An 18,346-nucleotide genomic window follows, 5' to 3' on the forward strand; every position below is an offset into this window, starting at 1 on the left:
GCCGCGGCGGACGAGGCGGACGATGCGGACCGGCTGCCGGTCGAGGTGTCCGGTCCGGCCGCCTTGAGCAGGTCGGGCGGGGTCGACCGCGGTGGGGCGGCGCTCCGAGCGGGGAACTGCGCGACCGGCTTCGACGGCGCCGCGGCGGACGAGGCGGACGATGCGGACCGGCTGCCGGTCGAGGTGTCCGGTCCGGCCGCCCTGAGCAGGTCGGGCGGGGTCGACCGCGGTGGGGCGGCGCTCCGAGCGGGGAACTGCGCGACCGGCTTCGACGGTGCCGCGGCGGACCGACGGGACGGTGTGGCACCTCCGGCGGAGCGCTTGGTGCCCATCGCCGAGGCACTGGCGGGTTCCCCGGCCGTCGCCGCCGCGCGGGTCGGCGGCGAGGCGGCATCCTGGGGCCGCGCATGAGCCTCGTCGTGTATCTGGCGGCCGGCCTGCTGGGGCTGTCCTTCGCCGTGCTGTTCCGCCGGCCGCGCACCGCCGTACGCAACCCGCTGGCCGTGTCGACGTGTGTGGCCATCGCGCTCGGCGCGCTCGTCTTCGTCTGCTCGGCGCCGCTGACCCTTCAGGCCGTCAACGACCTGACCGGCATCACCAACTTCGGTGCGCCGCTGACGTACGGACTGCTCTCCGCGTACAGCTGCTCGCTGGTCATCCTGCTGATCCACTGGCGGGGCGGCCCCCGTGAGCGGATCCGGCGCATGGTCGTCCGCAGTGTCACCGCGTATGCCGCGCTGATCGTCGCCATCGTCGTGGTGTTCGTGCTGGCCGACGCGGACACCGAGCGGCTGACCGACCTCGACACGTACTACGCCGACACGCCGTTCATGCGCGAGATGACGGTGCTCTATCTGGTCGGGCACAGCGTGGCGACCGTGGTGATGTGCGTGCTGTGCCTGAAGTGGATGCGTGAGGTCACCGGGCTGCTCAAGACCGGGCTGCGGCTGATCATGGCCGGTGCGGCGCTGGACGTGCTGGGGTTCCAGCTGACCAAGTACACGGCGGTGGGGGCGCGTTGGGCGGGCGGTGATCTCGACTTCCTGTCCACGACCGTCGCCCCGCCGATGGCCTCGCTCGCCGCGCTGGTGTGTTCCGCGGGCTTCATGCTGCCGAGGCTGCTGCCGCCGGCCGCCGCCCACTGGCGCTGTCTGGGCGACTGCCGCAGGCTCGGACCGCTGTGGTCGCGGGTGCGGTTCGTGTCCAGCGCGCCGAAGCCGCCCAGCAGTTGGTGGCAGTCGCCGCGGGAGCGGCTGCACTGGCGGGAGATGTCGATCCACGACGCGCTGCTGGCCCTGGCCCCCTACTTCGACGACCGGGTGCGCGAGCGGGCCCGGGACGTCGCGCTGCGGGAGAGCCGCGGCGCGCACGAGGCCCGCGTGGTCGCGGAGGCCGCGATGGTCGACGACGCCGCGCGCCGGGCCGCCGCCGGTGAGCCGCCCCTCGACCGGCCGAGCGCCTACCGGCTCTACGCCACCGAAGTCTCCGACACCAGCGGGCTGGTGGAGCTGGCTCAGGTCCTCACGCGTTCGCCGGCCGCCGTCATGCGTGAAGGTACCGTGAACACCTCTCACGGCTTGAACCATGGCTGAACCCGAGGAGTCCCATGTCGCGTAGAGCTGTTGTCATCGGTGCCGGCCTGGCCGGCATGCTGGCCGCGGCGGCGTTGTCCACTGTCGTGGACGAGGTGATCGTGCTGGAACGCGACGACCTGCCCGAGGGGCCGGAACACCGCAAGGGACTCCCGCAGGGACGTCACGCCCACCTCCTGATGGCCGGGGGCATGGCCGCCATGGAGGAGCTGGTCCCGGGTGCCCGGCTGCGCAAGGACCTGCTCGCCGCGGGCGCCCGCGAGATATCCCTCGGGCGCGGCATGGTGGCCCTCACGCCCGAGGGCTGGTTCCGGCGGTGGCGGCACGAGGGGCCGCAGATGATCACCTGCACGCGGGCGCTGCTGGACTGGACGGTGCGCGAGGCGGTCGTCGCCGGGACCGGGATCGAGATCCGCAAGGGGCAGGTCCTCGGACTCCTCGGCAGCGCCCGGCGTGTTCAGGGCGCCCGCGTATCAACTCCCGACGGTGACCTGGACCTCGATGCCGCGATCGTCGTCGAGGCGAGCGGGCGGGGGACGCGGGTCGTCAAGTGGCTGGGGCTGCTGGGCATTTCCGGCATCCGGGAGACGTCCGTCGACTCCGGACTCGTCAACGCCACGCGTATCTACCGCACGCCGCCGGGCGCGGAGGGGTTTCCGCTGACGATGGTGCAGGCCGACCCGTACGCGTCCCGGCCGGGCCGCAGCGGGATGATCCTGCCCATCGAGGGCGACCGCTGGATGGTCAGCCTCGCCGGCACCCGGGGCGGCGAGCCGCCCGCCGACCCCGACGGCTTCCTCCAGTACACCCTCGACCTGCCCGACCCCATCGTGGGCCGGCTGATCTCCGGCGCCGAACCCCTCACCGGCGTCCACATCGGGCGCAGCACCAGCAACGTCCGGCGCTACCTGGAGAAGGCCCCGCGGTGGCCCGAGGGCTTCGTCGTCCTCGGCGACGCGATCGCCACCTTCAACCCGGCCTACGGGCAGGGCATGTCGGTGGCCGCGCTCGGCGCCCGGCTCCTCGCCCGCGAGCTGCGCCGCGACGGCCCGTCCGCACCCGGCCTGGCCCGCCGCGTCCAGCGCGGTGCCGCCGAAACGGTCGACGCGGCCTGGACCCTGGCCGTCGGCCAGGACGTCTGGTACCCGGGGACGCGGGGCGGCCGGCCGGGCGTCGCGGACCGGATCGCCGCCGGGTACACCCGCCGGCTGACCCGAGCGGCCACCGGCTCCTACGTGGCGGCCTCCGCCCTGTGGGACGTGACCAGCCTGACCGCGAGCCCGGCCCGCCTCTTCCACCCCGACACCGTGCTGGCCGCCCTCACGGGGCCCCCGCTGCCCGCACCCGCGGGCCCGCCGCTCACAGCGGAGGAGCGGGAGATTCTGCGGGGGCTGGACCGGACGGCGGGCTGAGCTTCACACCCTGCCAAGTCCGTTGCTCATCCCGTTCTCAGGTTGAGGGCTTAGAGTCCCGTCCCGTTGCTCATTCCTACCGACCCGGTAGGAATCATCGGGAAGACGGGACGGACCGGCCGCATGCGCACGCTGATACTGCTCGCCCTCGCGGGCCTCGGAGCCCAGCTCGTGGACGGCAGCCTCGGCATGGCCTACGGCGTGACCTCCACCACCCTGCTGCTCGCCATGGGCACCAACCCGGCGGCGGCCTCGGCCACCGTCCACCTCGCCGAGATCGGTACCACGCTGATGTCGGGCGCCTCCCACTGGCGCTTCGGGAACGTCGACTGGAAGGTCGTCGCGAGGATCGGCATGCCGGGGGCGGTCGGCTCCTTCCTCGGCGCGACCGTCCTGTCCAGGCTCTCGACCGAGGTCGCCGAGCCGGCGATGTCCCTCATCCTGCTCGGACTCGGCCTGTACGTCATGTCCCGGTTCACCTTCCGCGGCCTGCCCAAGGGCCAGTTGGGCAAGCCGCTGCGGAGGCGGTTCCTGACGCCGCTCGGCCTGGTCGCCGGGTTCCTGGACGCGACGGGCGGAGGCGGCTGGGGCCCGGTCGGCACCCCGGCCCTGCTGGCCAGCGGCCGGATGGAACCCCGTAAGGTCATCGGCTCGATCGACACCAGCGAGTTCCTGGTCGCGGTCGCCGCGAGCCTCGGCTTCCTCTTCTCGCTCGGCTCGCAGGGCATCGACTTCGTGTGGGTCGCGGCCTTCCTGATCGGCGGCCTGATCGCCGCGCCGATCGCCGCGTGGCTGGTCCGCCTGCTTCCGCCGCGGATCCTGGGCTCGGCGGTGGGCGGGGTGATCATCGTGACCAACGTCCGTACGCTGCTGCGCAGCGACTGGGTCGGCGCGTCGGGCGGCCTCAGCACCTCGGTCTACGTCGCCCTGTACGCGGTGTGGGCAGCCGCCCTGGCGTACTCGATCCGCGCCTACCGGAGGGAAAAGGCGTCGGAGATCCAGCAGGCGGAGGAGCCGCAGCCGGTCGGCGCGTGATCGGTCAGCGCGTGATCGGGCGGCGCTGACGCCGTCCACGCCGGGCACTCCTGGTGACCTACGTCACCAGGAGTGCCCGCGCGTGTGTAACCTGTGAAAGACGGCGGCCCATGGGCACAGCGAAGTACGGCTGCGGGCGAAGTCGGCCAAAGGGGGATGGCGTTGGGGTGGAGGGACGGCCGGGACACGGCAGCGGAGGGCTCGGCGGAGGACACGGACGAGCGGCGTCGGCTCTCCACCCTGGACCTCGTGGGTCTCGCCGCCGGAGGTGTCGTCGGTTCCGGGTGGTTGCTGGCCGCGGGGCAGGTCTACTGGGTGACCGGTGACAACGCCCTGTGGGCCTGGGTGATCGGCGGCGCGCTGATGCTGCTCATCGCCGCCGTCATGGTCGAACTGGGCATCGCCGCCCCCAAGACGGGCGGCCTGATCTTCGTCCCGCTCCAGGCCGCCGGGCCGCTGCTGGCCACGGTCGTGGCCGCCGGACTGTGGATCGCCTACGCGGCGAACCCCGCGAGCGAGGCGGCGGCGATGGTACGGGGGCTGGCGTACTGGGTGCCCTCGCTGATGGAGCAGGGGCGTGACCTGCAGAACGCCGCCGATCTCAGCGCGAAGGATCTGGCGCAGCCCTACGACCTCTCCGTCAGCGGCTGGCTGTGCACGGTCGCGTTCATGGCGCTGATCACGGCGCTCAACCTGCTGCCGCCACGCCGGCTGATAAGGCTGAACGTCCTCGTCACCGCGGTGAAGGTCCTGGTCCCGGTACTGATCGTCGTCCTCCTCGGATTCGACCTCTTCTCCCAGTTCGACAAGATCGAGGAGTGCGTGCCAGGCGACGCCCGGCATTTCAAGGGTGGCGCGGAGCAGTCGAGTGGCAGTCTGCCGCTGCACATGGTGCTGGGCGGCGCCGTCATCTACGCCTACATCGGCTTCCAGGCCCCCCTCGACTCGGCCGGCAACGTCAAACGGCGCGGCATCGGGGAGGCGGCGCGGCTGCGATGGGCGGTGTACGGCACCCTCGTCGGCGCGTTCCTGCTGTATACGGCCCTCCAGTGGGTGTTCGGCAAGCACTGCGGCACGCTCAACGCGAACATTCTCGAATCGCCGTACGCCCAGTTCGCCACGGGGCTGGGAATGGCGTGGCTGGCCGGGCTGATCTTCATGAACGCGGTGCTGTCGCCCATGGGCGCCGGCATCGTCTTCACGCACGCCCTGACGCGTGAGGTCGCCGCGCTGAGCCGCGCCCACCTCACCCACCGGGGACTGCAGACGGCACGCCGGGCCTCGTTCCGCTTCCGGGGCGCCGACATCGACGCGTACTGGATGATCCTGCTGGTCAACTTCGGTATCGGCCTGGCGATGCTCGCCGCGGTGCAGGGCGACTGGGGGCAACTGGTCGCCCTCAACAGCCTGCTGACGCTGGTGATCTATGCCATGCCGTGCGTCGTCCTGGCGGCGCTGGGCCCGCATGCGTTCCCCAGACCACGCCGGATGCTGCACATGGTCCTCTCCTGCGTCGCGTTCATCGCGATCGCCCTGGTGATAAACGAGTCGGGCTGGCGGAACGTGTGGCAGGGCATGGCCGCCGTGGGAATCGGCTCGGCGCTGCTCCTTGCGCTGCCGTGGCTGGCGCGACTCGACCTGCCCTTCGTGGGACGCCTGTTGCGACGCTACGACGCACAGGAGCACGTCTCCCGCTTCGCCACCCCCGGCGACGTCGCCGTACGGCCGGCACTGCTGTTCCTGGCGCATCTGGCGATGATCACGGTGTGCACGCTGCTGCGGCATCACTGGGGCGGAAAACCGGGCCACAACAACGCACTTGACTACGCGGTCCTGCTGATCGTCGCCGTGTCAGCGGCCGTCGTGTTCCCGCTGATGGTCCGGGCCTGCCGTGACTACACGCGGAAGGTAACGCCCAGCCTGACCGTCCTCCGGCACGAGGATCAGGTGAAATCGTCCGTCACCGAAGCGACTTGATGACCCAGTCGGCCGCCTCGCGCTGATCGGCCGCCCGCAGCGCGGTCACCGCCTCGTCACGGCGGACGCCGTCCGACCAACGGCCCACCGTGGCCCGCACCAGCAGCTCCGCGTCCGGCAGCGCCAGTGCCTGACGCACGACCTCGACGACACCGGGCGGAGTCACCCGCTGTTCGTTCTCCAGAAGCCGTTCGAGCAACGTCCAGGACGCGTCGTGCAGTCCGGCTCCGTGCAGCCGCCGCGCGACATCGGCGACCAGCCCGGCGTCGAGCTCGCCCGCGGGGTCGGAGAGTTCACGGCAGGCGGAGCGTACGGCAACCAGGTGTTTCGCCTGCAGCGCGCGCAGGCAGTCCACGAACCAGTCCCGGTCCGCGTCGGGGCCCATGACGGCAACGGCCAGACGGTATCCCATCTCGTGCTGGGCCCGGGTCTTGTCCCGGCTGCGGTTGACGCGGCCCAGCAGGGTCACCAGGTCCTCGCCGGAGCGCCCCTCGACCCGGACGGCGGCCTCATAGCGCAGCAGCCGGGAGCACTCGGGGTCGGCGCCCATCTGGGGCAGCCACTCGTCGATATGCTCCAGCTCCTCCAGGGAGCGGGGAGAGGAGTCGGGGGCGGTTCTGCCCTCCGCGATGTCTGCCAGCAGATCCCGCGTGGTGCGGGTCAGCGAAGGCTCCTTGTGCCAGGCGGCCACGAGGCCGCCCAGATCCTTCAGGCTCTCGCGCCCGGCCGCATAGCGCCGCACCATGGCGCACTTGGCGGGGGACGCCGTGTCGCCCGTCGACAGCAGCGCGCACAGGCTCACCACATGGTCGTACGGCACTGTGCTGCCTATGTACTCGGCGAGCGCGTCGTCGGTGCCGCCCCGGGCGATCAGACTCGCCACCAGTCCCCGGGTTCTGCCCACCTCGGCCGCGTTCTGGGCGTTCAGCCTGTCCTCGACCCACCGTTCCAGGATCTGCCCGGCCGGGCTGAGGTGCTGGAAGGCGCCGGACAGGTCGGCCATCTCCTCGTCCTCGGCGCCGACCCCGGCGGTGCCCAGCGGGCTGTCGGCGATCGCCTGGAGGGTCAGTTCGAGGAGCCGGTCGGCCTCGCGGTGACACCCCTCGTCACGGAGCGCGGTGTGCAGCAGCGCCTTGTCGAGGTTGGTGCGGCCGGAGCCGGGAGACGCGAACACCTGCACGGTGCGCTCCGCCAGTTCCGGCTGCCGCCGCTGGAGTACGCGTACGAACACCGCCACGTCGAACGCCGTGCGCTGGCAGGCCACATCGTGCACGATGCTCGCGGTGATCGGGGCGCGCTCGCCGCCGGACTCCGCCTCGTGCTGCATCAGGGCCAGCTCGGCCGCCTCCCCGACGGGGCGTGACAGGGCCGCCGTCGCCATCAGCATGACCGCGTCCCGCCCGTCGAAGTGGTGGGCGAGTTCCACCAGTTCGTGGACCGGGCGGCGCAGGGCGAACGCGTGCAGGGCACGCATCGCCATCGCGTCGTGCCGCTCCTGCCGCATCGTGTTCAGACTCAGCACGAACTGCTCGACCTCGAACCGTGTCACCCAGGCGTACGCCTCGTGGAGCGACTCGGCCAGGTCCGGCTGGAACAGATGGTCGGTGCGGCGGGCGCTTTCCCGGCCGTTGGAGCCGTCGCCGTCGTCTGTCATCCGCCGCCCAGCATCGCGCGTTCGATCTCACCCCAGTACGCGACGAAGTCGGTCGGGTTGGTCAGCAGCCCGCCCGCCTTCGTGTCGACCCGGCGGGCCAGGGCCCGGCTCTGCTCGTCCCCCTTCTTCAACTGCACCACCACGCGGCCCGCGAGTTCCGGGTGGCTCATCAGACTGGGCAGTATGCGGTCGCCGTTGAGGTGCAGCTCACGGACCCACTGGTCCACCGATTCCGGGGTGCGCGGCCGGGGCCGCCGGCCCTTCGCGTGGTTGGTGAACAGCGTGGCCGCCTCCGAGGCGTCGTTCAGCAGCATCCGGGGTGCGTGGTGGACGCCGCACTCCTGCATGCTCTCGTCGATACCGGCGCGGAGCGCACCGAGTGTGAGGTCGTCGGGGTGGTCGGGCATGCCCTCGCCGAGCACGTTCAGCAGATGGCCGCTGAACGGCGTACAGGTGTCGAGGGGTTCGGGGAGGTTCGTGCAGGCGTCGGCCCACGCGTTGTGGACGTTGCCGCCGACCGCGGTGAGCACACAGGTGCCCTGGTAGCGGGTGCCGAGGGCGCCGGGGAGCGCGGAGTCGGGGCCCAGGTGGGGCAGCATGTTGGAGTAACAGCAGTCGGTGATCAGCACCTTGAGACCGGCCTTGCTCTTCCGGATCGCCCGGTACACGTACCAGGCGGACAGCCAGGTCCAGGGCTCGTTGAGGCGGGAGGAGCCGACCGCGAAGTGGACCTGGCCGCCCGGTACGTCCTGCCAGTACGCGCCATGCCCGACGTACACCACGAGCAGGGTGTCCCGCGGTCCCTCACCGGCCGCCGCCGCCTCGTGGAGGGCGCGCATCACCCCGTCCGCGGTCCGCGTCCGGTGCGGCTCCAGCACCGCGGCCCTCGCCGAGGCGTCCCACCGTGGGTCCCGGGACAGCGCGGCCCCGTAGGCGAGAGCGCTCGCCTCGATCGTCGGATACCCGTGTATGCCGGAGTCGTCGTCGTAGGTGCCGACTCCGATCACCAACGCCCGGGACGCCACGCCGGTCAGCTCCCCTCAGGATCGTCGGAGCGCTGCGGCTCCGTGGGCTGCGGGGGCTGCGGGGGCTGGACGATGATGGTGACGGTCGGCGGGTCGAGCCGCCGGCCCCGCCAGACGTCGATCGCCCGTTGCGCGGCCACCTGCACGACGGCCCCGGCGGCGCCACTGACCAGTGCCTCCAGCATCGCGACGGCGAGTCCACCGTCGAGGGTGCCCTGCTCTCCGGCCGTCTCCAGCCGCCAGGCCAGACCTGTCTCCCGCGCCAGTTCCTCAAGGAGTTCGGCGGGCTCGTCCAGCCCGACCGGTCCCTCGACCTTCACGGAGATCGTCGCCGTCATGCTTCCGTGCCTCCCCCGCCGCGGTACGCCGTACACATCCACTCTGCCAGCCGCGACGCCCGCTCCGCGAGGGCGACTTGAAGCGCGTTACAGGATCAGTACGGAAGAGACGAACGCCCCCCAGGTCTCCGGGGACAGGGCCAACTGACGCTCCTCAGGGGCCTTGGAGTCGCGTACGTGGATGGTGGCGGGGGTGTGGGCGACCTCGACGCAGTCGCCGGAAGCGCTGCTGCTGTAGCTGGACTTGCGCCAGGCGAGGGCGACCTCGACGCAGTCGCCGTCGCCGCCGCTGCTGTAGCTCGACTTGAACCACGTCAGTTCGCTGGTGCTCATAGCTCTCCTCGCATCCGCTGCAACAGGCCCACGGAGTCCGCCATGCTGCGAGCCTGCGCACGCATCCTGGCATATCGCCTCTGGAGAACGCTTACCACTTTCCGGTCGGTGATCAGTTGGCCGCTCTCCTGTCCCTCAATGTAGGCGAACCACTTGTTCTCCGGCGTCTCCAGCAGCTGGACGGGGCCTTGCAGTCCTGAATGTGACTGCTGCACCAGCGGCATGATCTGGATCTCGACGTTGCGCAATGCGGCGAGTTCCAGGGCGTGGTCGATGAGCGCACGCGTTACTTCCGCACCTCCCGTCTGCCGCAGGAACACGTGCTCTTCGATGATGAAGCAGAACGAGGTGTTCGGCCGGTCCCGCAGCAACTGCTGTCGCTCCGCTCGTGCGGTCCATCGCTCCCCGATCTGCGTGTCGTCCAGCGGTGGAACGTTGTCGACGGCCATCGCCTGCGCGTACGTCTGTGTCTGCAACAAGCCGGGGATCATGCGGGATTCGTACGTCCAGAGGGTGATCGCCGTCTTCTCCAGCTGGGCCCACTGCCGGAACCATGCCGCCAGCCCCGGTTGGCGAGACAGATGCCGCGCAGCCTTCCGCACGGCCCCCGTATTCCCCAGCACCGGCTCCGACCGCTCCGGAAAGGTCGGATCCGGCATCCGCCGCCCCAGCTCCACCGATGCCACGGTGTGTTTGGACAGCCCTACCAGCTCCCCGAACTCCTCCCGGCTCAACCCGGCATGCTCCCGCAACGCCTGCACGACCGCCCCGAACGTCCGCAGACTGTCCGACGCCTCCGGCTCACCGCCACCCACCGCACCATCGACCACCGTCGGTCACCTCCCGCGCATATGGTCACGGCCGGTCACAAGTACTGTCCACCCCGTAACCGTGTACGGTTGCACAGCGTACGTGGCGCCTACCTGGTGAACTGTCGGGCCCAACCGCCAAATTGGGCACATGCCCGCACCCCACGCCCCCCAACCCCCGGTTACCGTACGTACGTTCACCCAGCGCCTCAGCGCCACCCCCCGCGGCGCCCGCCTGGCAAGGCACCTGGCCCTGAACGAACTCCACACCTGGGGCATCCCGCACGGCAGCGACGCCTCCGAAACCGTCGCGGTGATCGTCGCCGAACTGGCCGCCAACGCCGTGACCCACGGCCGTGTCCCCGGCCGGGACTTCGAGCTGCGCCTGTCGCTGCCCACGGGCAGCGTCCGCATCGAGGTCAGTGACACCTGTACCGAACTCCGCCCCCCGAAACCCGGTGACGTACGGCTGCCCCGCCCCCTCGACGAGCACGGACGCGGCCTCGTGCTCGTCGAGGCACTGGCCGACCGGTGGGAGGTGCTGGACCGGGACGCTCCCGGCAAGACCATCCGCGCGGAGGTGGACCTGCCGGGGTGGCTGGCTCGCTTCGGTGTCCGGCGGTCGCCAACTCCTGTGACGCGCGCGAGCCATTGACGTGCAAGTGATTCGATTCTACGGTCCGTCCGAAGTGACGATCGTTGTTCGAAATACAGAACAGGAGCGTCCCCTGTGAGCCGCACTCGCATGATCCGCAAGAGAACCGCCGCACGTCGCCTACTGACCCTGCTGGCCGCGCTGATCTTCCTGCTGGGACTGGGACAGTCCTCCGCGAGCGCGGCCTCCTTCGCCAACCCCGTCAAGGCGCAGAAGGGCGCCGACCCCTGGATCTCGTACCACGACGGCAACTACTACATGGTGACGACGAGTTGGACCGACGTCATCACCATGCGCAAGTCCACCACCCTCGCCGGGCTCAACACCGCGCCCAGCGTCCAGGTGTGGCAGGGCGACGCGGCCTCGCGGTGCTGCAACATCTGGGCGCCGGAGATCCACTTCATCAACGGCCGCTGGTACCTGTACTACGTCGCAGGCCAGAACGTCTCCGACTACATCCCCACACAGCGCACCCACGTGCTGGAGAGCGCCGGCTCCGACCCCATGGGGCCGTACACCTACCGCGGCCAGCTCAACTCGGCCTGGATGCTGGACCCCACGGTCGCCACGATCAACGGCAGCCTCTATCTGTTCGGCAGCGCGAGCGACGGCACCCAGAACCTGGTCGCCGCGCGGATGTCCAACCCCTACACCCTCGCCACCGGCTTCTCCACCATCTCCAGGCCGACCAACTCCTGGGAGACCTCCGGCGGCGCGGTGAACGAGGGCCCGGAGATCCTGCAACGCAACGGCCAGACGTACCTGATCTACTCGGCCAGCGGCTGCTGGACCCCCGACTACAAACTCGGCCAGCTCACCCTCACCGGCTCCGACCCGCTCTCCGCGTCCTCCTGGACCAAGAAGTCCACGCCGGTCTTCCAGCGCAACGACTCCGCGGGCGTCTACGGGCCCGGCCATAACGGCTTCTTCACCTCACCCGACGGCACCGAGAACTGGATCGTCTACCACGCCAACGACGCCGCGAGCGAGGGCTGCGACAACGGGCGTACGACCCGCGCCCAGGAGTTCACCTGGAACTCCGACGGCACCCCGAACTTCGGCACACCGGTCCGCCTCGGCACCAGCATGACCGGCCCGTCGGGCGAACCGGCCGCCGCCTCCACGACGTACACCCTCACCAACCGCAACAGCGGCAAGTGCCTTGACGTGGCCGGGGGTTCGACGGCCGACGGGGCCAACGTCCAGCAGTGGACGTGCAGCGGCGGCAGCAATCAGAGGTGGCGGCTGGAGGACCTGGGCGACGACACCCACCGCCTGGTGAACGTCGCCACCGGCAAGGTCCTCGACACCGAGAACTGCTCCTCCGCCGACGGCGCCGACCTGCGCCAGTGGTCCTGGCTGAACAACACCTGCCAACGCTTCCGCTTCATCGCGACGGACAGCGGCTACGTCAGGATCGTCAACCAGGCAACGGGCAAGGTGGCCGACGTCGCGAACTGCTCGACTGCGGACGGGGCGGACGTAAGGCAGTGGTCGTGGCTGAACAACACCTGCCAACAGTGGAGATTGAACCCGGTCTAGCGCACGCGCCCCATAGGGGCGCGGGGCTGTATCAATTTGCGGCTCCGCCGCGTGGGCGCGACCAGCCACAACGAACCGAAAGTCGCCCAAGTACCCGCACCCCTGCGGCGATAAGTCGCTACCCGGCCTGCCCCGCCGCACTGGGCCAACTCCCGGCATTGGGCCACCCGGTAGCAGGCGCGGGCGTCAGCCCGTTCGTCCCCCGCACCTGCGCGGCAGTCAGCCCACCCCGAGCCGGCACCCCGGGCGGGGTGGGCCCCACCGGCTGGGCCGCCGCCGCGGCGGCGGCCGGGAACTGCGCGGCTGCGGGGAACTGCGCGGCGGCGGGCTGCGGCGCGGGAACGGGCTGCGGTGCAGGAATCGGCTGCGGCGCCGGGACGGGTTGGGGCGCCGGAACCGGCTGGGGCACAGGCGCAGGCACCGCCGCAGGCGCAGGCACAGGCATCGGCTGCGGATAGCCCTGCGCGGCAACCGGCTGCGGCATACCGCCGGAGGCCATCGCCGCCAGGCCCTGCACACCCGCCCCGTTGGTCTGCCCGACCAGCCGGTCCACCGCCGCCGTACCCGAGCTGTAGTTGGTCCCTGTACCCAGCTCGGGCACGGCGGCTCCCCTCCTGGTCCCGTAGAGCACCTGTTCCAGGCCGGACACCAGGCGACGCACGTCGACCTGAGGGCGCACCACGAGTCGCAGGAAGCGGCTGGAGGAACCGATCTTGTTGCCGCACTCGCGGACCAGGATCCGGTGCTCGGTGAGCAGCCGGTCCCGGACCACGGTGCCTTCGGCGCCCACGGGGAGGCGCACGAAGAGGAAATTGCCCTGGGAGGGGTAGACCGTGAGGCCGGGCAGCGCGGAGAGCTGGCTGGCCATGTCCAGGCGGTCGCGGCGCACCTGGTGCAGGCTCTGCGCGTACTCCGGGCCGTGGTTCTTCAGCATGAACACCACGTGTTCGGCGAAGGCGTTGAGGTTCCACTTCGGCAGCATGGAGCGGACCCGGCCCGCGAGCGCCGGGTTGGCGACGAGGTAGCCGAAGCGTATGCCGTGCAGCCCGAAGTTCTTGCCGAGGCTGCGCAGGACGATCACGTTGGGGCGGAGCATCGCCTCATGGACGACCGACGGTTCCTGCTCGGCGTCCGCGAACTCCAGGAACGACTCGTCGATGACGATCAGGTCCCGGTCGGCCATGGCGTCCATGAACTGCACCAGCGCGTGCTTGTGCAGATAGCCGCCGTCGGGGTTGTTCGGGTTGCAGATCACGGCGACGCGGGTGCCGCGGGCCCGGATGAAGTCGGCGTACTGCGCGAGGTCGAGGGCGAATCCGCTGGACTCCTGGAGCGGGAACATGTCGACCCGCTTGCCGGTCTCCATCGGCTGGTCGGTCCAGCGGCCGAAGGTCGGGACCGGGATGGCGAGTGACTCACGCACCATCAGGTGGTCGATCCAGGTGATCAGCTCGGTCGAGCCGTTGCCCATCGCGACGGCCTGCGGCGGGAGTTGGAGGAGGTTGCACAGCTCGGCCGTGATGGTGTCGGCGCTGCTGGGGTAGTACGTGATGATGTCGCGCAACCGGCCCGCCATGTCGTCGAACATGGCGGGCGTGGGGAAGTACGGATTGCACGGGATACAGAAGTCGATCGGGCCGGCCCCGTCGCCTCCCTCGCGGGTCAGCGCGGCCATCGACGGGCTGTGCGCCGCCGTGCTGCGGAACAGCGAGGTGACGTTCTCAGCCATGGAACCTCCGTATGGGGCGGACCCGGTGGGGACGACCGGGTCCGTCGTCTTGGGGCGGCCCGCGCGGGGGAGCGCGGGCCGTCCCTACATACGGATGCCTGTGAGGCGCCGTTCAACAGCTGTGGATTCGACGGAAAGTCGTGACGCCGCCGTGCGGCCGGATCACGCCCCGAAGGAGTGAACCGTGGTCGAACGGTACGTCTGCCCAGGTCGCAGCAGGGTCGACGGGAACGACGGCTGGTTCGGCGAGTCCGGGAAGTGCTGCGTCTCCAGGCACAGCGCGTCGCCCTGGCGGTAGGTGCGGCCGCTCGGGCCCACGAGCGTGCCGTCCAGGAAGTTGCCGGAGTAGAACTGCAGGCCCGGCTCGGTGGTCGCCATCGTCAGGGTGCGGCCGGAGGCGGGGTCCTTGAGCGTGGCGATCCACTCGGGCCTTGCCGTGATGCCCTTGTCCAGCACCCAGTTGTGGTCGATGCCCTTGCCGTACAGCAGCTGCTGGTGCGCCTCGCGGATGTCCTCGCCGATCGCCTTGGTGCGGCGGAAGTCGAAGGGGGTGCCCGCGACGGGGGCCAGCTCACCGGTGGGGATGAGGCCCGAGTCGACGGGGGTGTAGCGGGAGGCGGCGATCTTCAGCTCGTGGTTCTCGATCGTGCCGCTGCCCTCGCCGGCGAGGTTCCAGTAGACGTGGCTGGTGAGGTTGACGACGGTGGCCTTGTCGGTGGTGGCCTCGTAGTCGATGCGCCAGTCGCCGCTCCGGGTGAGGGTGTACGTCACCTTCACCCGGAGCGTGCCCGGGTAGCCCATCTCGCCGTCGACGCTCGTGTAGTACAGGTACAGGCCGACGTCCGAGCCCTTGGTGAACGGCTCGATGTCCCACACCCGCTTGTCGAAGCCCTGCGCACCGCCGTGCAGGCTGTTCGCGCCGTCGTTGACGGACAGCTGGTAGCTCTTGCCGTCGAGGGTGAACCTGCCCTGGCCTATGCGGTTGCCGTAGCGGCCGATCAGCGCGCCGAAGTACGGGCTCTTGGCGACGTAGTCCTCGATGTTGTCGAAGCCCAGCGACACGTTGGTGTAGCGACCGCGCCGGTCGGGGATCTCCAGGGACTGGACGATGCCGCCGTAGGAGAGGACCTTCAGCTTCGTGCCGCCGTTCTCCAGCGACCAGCTGTAGATCTTCGTGCCGTCGGCGAGCGTGCCGAAGAGCGACTTCACCGGCTTCCTGCCTCCCGTGGCGTGCGCGTTGCCGATGGACGCGGCGGTGATCCCCGCCGCCGCGGCTCCGGCCATGACCGTGCGTCTGCTCATATCCATATGCGGCTCCTGGTGGTTGGGGGAAACCAGTTCCCCCGCCTGTGTGATGAGTAGTCGTGCGGTGTCTTGCTGGATCGCAGCTTTCGGAAGAAAAATCGGGCCCCGCCGGTCGGCGGGGCCCGAGTCGTTTACGAACCGACCCTGCGCTTGTTCCACACGTCGAAGCCGACCGCGGCCAGCAGGGCGAGGCCCTTGATGACCTGTTGCCAGTCGGTGCCGACGCTGAGGAGGTTCATGCCGTTGTTCAGCACGCCGAGGACCAGGCCGCCGATGATCGCGCCGAGGACGGTTCCCACACCGCCGCTCATGGACGCGCCACCGATGAACGCCGAGGCGATCGCCTCCAGTTCGAAGTTGGTGCCGGCCTTCGGAGAGGCCGCGTTCAGGCGGGCGGCTACCACCAGACCCGCCAGGGCCGCGAGCACGCCCATGTTCAGGAAGACGTAGAAGGTGACCTTCTTGTCCTTGACGCCGGACAGCTTCGCGGCCGGCAGGTTGCCGCCGATCGCGTAGATGTGCCGGCCGAAGACCGCATTGCGCATGACGTAGCCGTAGCCGACCACCAGCACACCGAGGACGAGCAGGATGACCGGGGCGCCCTTGTAGCTGGCGAGCAGCATGGTCAGGGTGATGATCGCTGCGCTGATCGCGACCAGCTTCAGCAGGAAGAGGCTGCGCGGGGCCACCTCCAGGTCGAACTCCAGCGAACGCCGGCGCTCGCGGACCTCCTGGAGCAGCACGAAGGCCAGCAGGACGAAGCCCAGCAACAGGGTGATGTTGTGGTAGTTGGTGTCCGGGCCGGACTCCGGCAGGAAGCCGTTGCCGAGCTTCTGGAGCCCGTCCGGGAAGGGGCCGAGGGTCTGGCCCTCCAGGAGGATCTCCGTCATGCCGCGGAAGAGCAGCATGCCGGCCAGGGTGACGATGAAGGAGGGTATGCCGAGATACGCGATCAGAAAGCCCTGGATCGAGCCCGCGACCGCGCCCACGACCAGGCACAGCACCAGCGCCAGTGGCCAGGCCACGTCGTTCTCGACCGTCAGCACGGCGGCGAACGCGCCGATGAAAGCGGTCAGTGAGCCGACCGACAGGTCGATGTGCCCCGCGATGATCACCAGCATCATGCCGATCGCGAGGATCAGGATGTAGCTGTTCTGCAGCACCAGGTTGGAGACGTTGCGCGGCAGCAGCAGGTCGCCGTCGGTCCACACCTGGAACAGCACCACGATCAGGCCGAGCGCGATCAGCATGCCGTACTGCCGCATGTTGCGGCGCAGGCCGTCCAGCACCAGCTGGAGCAGGCCCCCGCCGGAGGAGGACGACCCCCCGCTCCCGCCCGGCGGCGCCGCGGCCGGGACCTTGTCCGTCACATCCGTGCTCATCGCGATACCTCTTTGTCCTTCGTCATCTGGCGCATCAGCACTTCCTGCGTGGCCTCGGCCCGCGAGACCTCACCGGTGAGCCGTCCGGCGGCCATGGTGTAGATGCGGTCGCACATGCCGAGCAGCTCGGGCAGTTCGGAGGAGATGAAGACGACCGCCTTGCCCTGGGCGGCCAGCTGGTCGATGACCGTGTAGATCTCGAACTTGGCACCCACGTCGATACCGCGCGTGGGCTCGTCCAGGAGCAGTACGTCCGGCCCCGCGAAGATCCACTTGCTGAGGACGACCTTCTGCTGGTTGCCGCCGGACAGCTTGCCCACCGGCTCGAAGACGGTCGGCGCCTTGATGTTCATGGACTTGCGGAAGCCCTCGGCGACCTGCCGCTCCTCCTGCTCGTCGACGATGCCGCGTCTGGCCACCTTGCCCAGCGCGCTGAGCGAGATGTTGCGGTTGATGGTGTCGATGAGGTTGAGGCCGTAGTGCTTGCGGTCCTCGGTGACGTACGCGATGCCGTGCTCGACCGCCTGGGCGACGGTCTTGGTACGGATCTCCCGGCCGTCCTTGAGTACCGTGCCGCCCGCGTGCCGGCCGTAGGTCCGCCCGAACACGCTCATCGCCAGCTCGGTGCGGCCCGCGCCCATCAGGCCCGCGATGCCGACGATCTCCCCGCGCCGCACATGGATCGACACGTCGTCGACGACCTTGCGCTGCTGGTCGATCGGGTGGTGGACGGTCCAGTTGCGGATCTCCAGGGCCGGGGCCGCCTCCTTCTCGCCCTCGAACGGGGTGCGGTCGGGGAAGCGGTGGTCGAGGTCGCGGCCGACCATGCCGGAGATGATCCGGTCCTCGGTGGTGCTCTCCGCCTTCACGTCGAGCGTCTCGATGGTGCGCCCGTCGCGCAGGATCGTGACCGAGTCGGCGACCCTGCGGATCTCGTTCAGTTTGTGGGAGATGATGATCGAGGTGATGCCCTGCTTCTTCAACTCCAGGATGAGTTCCAGGAGTTTGCCGCTGTCCTCGTCGTTCAGCGCCGCCGTCGGCTCATCCAGGATGAGCAGCTTCACTTCCTTCGACAGCGCTTTGGCGATCTCCACCAGCTGCTGCTTGCCCACGCCGATGTCGGCGATCCGGGTCTCCGGGTGGTCGGTGAGCCCCACCCGGCGCAGCAGCTCGGTGGCGTGCTTGAGCGTGTCGTTCCAGTTGATGAACCCGCCGGAGGCGTGTTCGTTGCCGAGGAAGATGTTCTCCGCGATGGACAGGAACGGCACGAGCGCCAGCTCCTGGTGGATGATGACGATGCCGCGCTGCTCGCTCGCCCGGATGTCCTTGAAGGAGCAGGGCTTTCCCTCGAAGAGGATGTCCCCTTCGTAGGTGCCGTGCGGATGGACGCCGGAGAGCACCTTCATCAAGGTGGACTTTCCGGCGCCGTTCTCACCGCAGATGGCGTGGACCTCGCCCTGGCGGACGGTCAGTGTGACGTCCGACAGCGCTTTGACACCGGGAAAGGTCTTGACGATCGAGCGCATTTCCAGGACGGGTCCCGCCATGGTCGTGCCTT

15 protein-coding genes and 1 pseudogene are annotated in these 18,346 nt (G+C 69.8%); 7 read left to right on the plus strand and 9 right to left on the minus strand.

What is annotated here, in order from left to right; all coding sequences use genetic code 11:
- The 5 genes and pseudogenes from GFH49_RS39340 to GFH49_RS13480 all read left to right on the plus strand — a co-directional run.
- Positions 1–411, plus strand: a pseudogene (locus GFH49_RS39340) (hypothetical protein); the annotation flags it as partial.
- Positions 408–1,592 carry an MAB_1171c family putative transporter gene (locus GFH49_RS13465; RefSeq protein ID WP_155056104.1) on the plus strand — a complete coding sequence of 395 codons (1,185 nt, stop codon included), beginning with the start codon at positions 408–410 and terminating at the stop codon, positions 1,590–1,592. The pseudogene GFH49_RS39340 and the gene GFH49_RS13465, both read left to right, overlap by 4 nt.
- A 14-nt stretch (positions 1,593–1,606) precedes the next feature.
- Positions 1,607–3,004, plus strand: a complete 1,398-nt coding sequence (locus GFH49_RS13470; RefSeq protein ID WP_155056105.1) for an NAD(P)/FAD-dependent oxidoreductase — start codon at positions 1,607–1,609, stop codon at positions 3,002–3,004.
- Positions 3,005–3,127: 123 nt separating this feature from the next.
- Positions 3,128–4,039, plus strand: coding sequence for a sulfite exporter TauE/SafE family protein (locus tag GFH49_RS13475; protein ID WP_155056106.1), 912 nt, complete (start codon positions 3,128–3,130; stop codon positions 4,037–4,039).
- Positions 4,040–4,201: 162 nt separating this feature from the next.
- On the plus strand, positions 4,202–6,016 hold the full coding sequence (locus tag GFH49_RS13480) for an APC family permease (RefSeq protein WP_196217971.1): 1,815 nt from the start codon (positions 4,202–4,204) through the stop codon (positions 6,014–6,016).
- Here GFH49_RS13480 and GFH49_RS13485 read toward each other — a convergent pair.
- The 5 genes from GFH49_RS13485 to GFH49_RS13505 form a co-directional block, all read right to left on the minus strand.
- Positions 6,000–7,670: a hypothetical protein gene (locus GFH49_RS13485; RefSeq protein WP_155056108.1), complete on the minus strand. Its 1,671-nt coding sequence runs from the start codon at positions 7,668–7,670 to the stop codon at positions 6,000–6,002. The genes GFH49_RS13480 and GFH49_RS13485 overlap by 17 nt on opposite strands.
- Positions 7,667–8,695 carry a hypothetical protein gene (locus GFH49_RS13490; RefSeq protein ID WP_155056109.1) on the minus strand — a complete coding sequence of 343 codons (1,029 nt, stop codon included), beginning with the start codon at positions 8,693–8,695 and terminating at the stop codon, positions 7,667–7,669. The genes GFH49_RS13485 and GFH49_RS13490 overlap by 4 nt, the downstream gene beginning before the upstream one ends.
- A gap of 5 nt (positions 8,696–8,700) precedes the next feature.
- A complete protein-coding gene (locus tag GFH49_RS13495) occupies positions 8,701–9,033 on the minus strand; it encodes a hypothetical protein (RefSeq protein ID WP_155056110.1) in 333 nt (110 codons plus the stop codon).
- An 87-nt stretch (positions 9,034–9,120) separates the two neighbouring features.
- The gene (locus GFH49_RS13500; protein ID WP_155056111.1) at positions 9,121–9,366 is read right to left on the minus strand and encodes a DUF397 domain-containing protein; all 246 of its coding nucleotides are present in this window, start codon (positions 9,364–9,366) and stop codon (positions 9,121–9,123) included.
- On the minus strand, positions 9,363–10,196 hold the full coding sequence (locus tag GFH49_RS13505) for a helix-turn-helix domain-containing protein (RefSeq protein ID WP_155056112.1): 834 nt from the start codon (positions 10,194–10,196) through the stop codon (positions 9,363–9,365). The genes GFH49_RS13500 and GFH49_RS13505 overlap by 4 nt, the downstream gene beginning before the upstream one ends.
- 130 nt (positions 10,197–10,326) lie before the next feature.
- On the opposite strand from GFH49_RS13505, the gene GFH49_RS13510 reads away from it, so the two are divergent.
- Both GFH49_RS13510 and GFH49_RS13515 read left to right on the plus strand, forming a co-directional pair.
- Positions 10,327–10,830 (plus strand): ATP-binding protein, encoded by a 504-nt coding sequence (locus GFH49_RS13510; protein WP_155056113.1) that lies wholly within the window; start codon positions 10,327–10,329, stop codon positions 10,828–10,830.
- Positions 10,831–10,920: 90 nt separating this feature from the next.
- Positions 10,921–12,372 (plus strand): family 43 glycosylhydrolase, encoded by a 1,452-nt coding sequence (locus GFH49_RS13515; RefSeq protein WP_155056150.1) that lies wholly within the window; start codon positions 10,921–10,923, stop codon positions 12,370–12,372.
- Positions 12,373–12,490: 118 nt separating this feature from the next.
- Here the strand turns inward: GFH49_RS13515 and GFH49_RS13520 are convergent, their stop codons facing one another.
- The 4 genes from GFH49_RS13520 to mmsA form a co-directional block, all read right to left on the minus strand.
- Positions 12,491–14,101, minus strand: coding sequence for a pyridoxal phosphate-dependent aminotransferase (locus GFH49_RS13520; RefSeq protein ID WP_155056114.1), 1,611 nt, complete (start codon positions 14,099–14,101; stop codon positions 12,491–12,493).
- Between the two features lie 162 nt (positions 14,102–14,263).
- Entirely contained in the window at positions 14,264–15,409 is a 1,146-nt protein-coding gene (locus GFH49_RS13525; protein ID WP_155056115.1) for an aldose epimerase family protein, read from the minus strand.
- A gap of 128 nt (positions 15,410–15,537) precedes the next feature.
- On the minus strand, positions 15,538–16,788 hold the full coding sequence (gene mmsB, locus GFH49_RS13530; protein WP_155056116.1) for a multiple monosaccharide ABC transporter permease: 1,251 nt from the start codon (positions 16,786–16,788) through the stop codon (positions 15,538–15,540).
- A complete protein-coding gene (gene mmsA, locus GFH49_RS13535) occupies positions 16,785–18,335 on the minus strand; it encodes a multiple monosaccharide ABC transporter ATP-binding protein (RefSeq protein ID WP_155056117.1) in 1,551 nt (516 codons plus the stop codon). Before mmsA ends, mmsB begins: the two co-directional genes overlap by 4 nt.
- Positions 18,336–18,346 lie beyond the last annotated feature (11 nt).

Source organism: Streptomyces blattellae, assembly GCF_009709555.1.
Lineage (GTDB): Bacteria > Actinomycetota > Actinomycetes > Streptomycetales > Streptomycetaceae > Streptomyces > Streptomyces blattellae.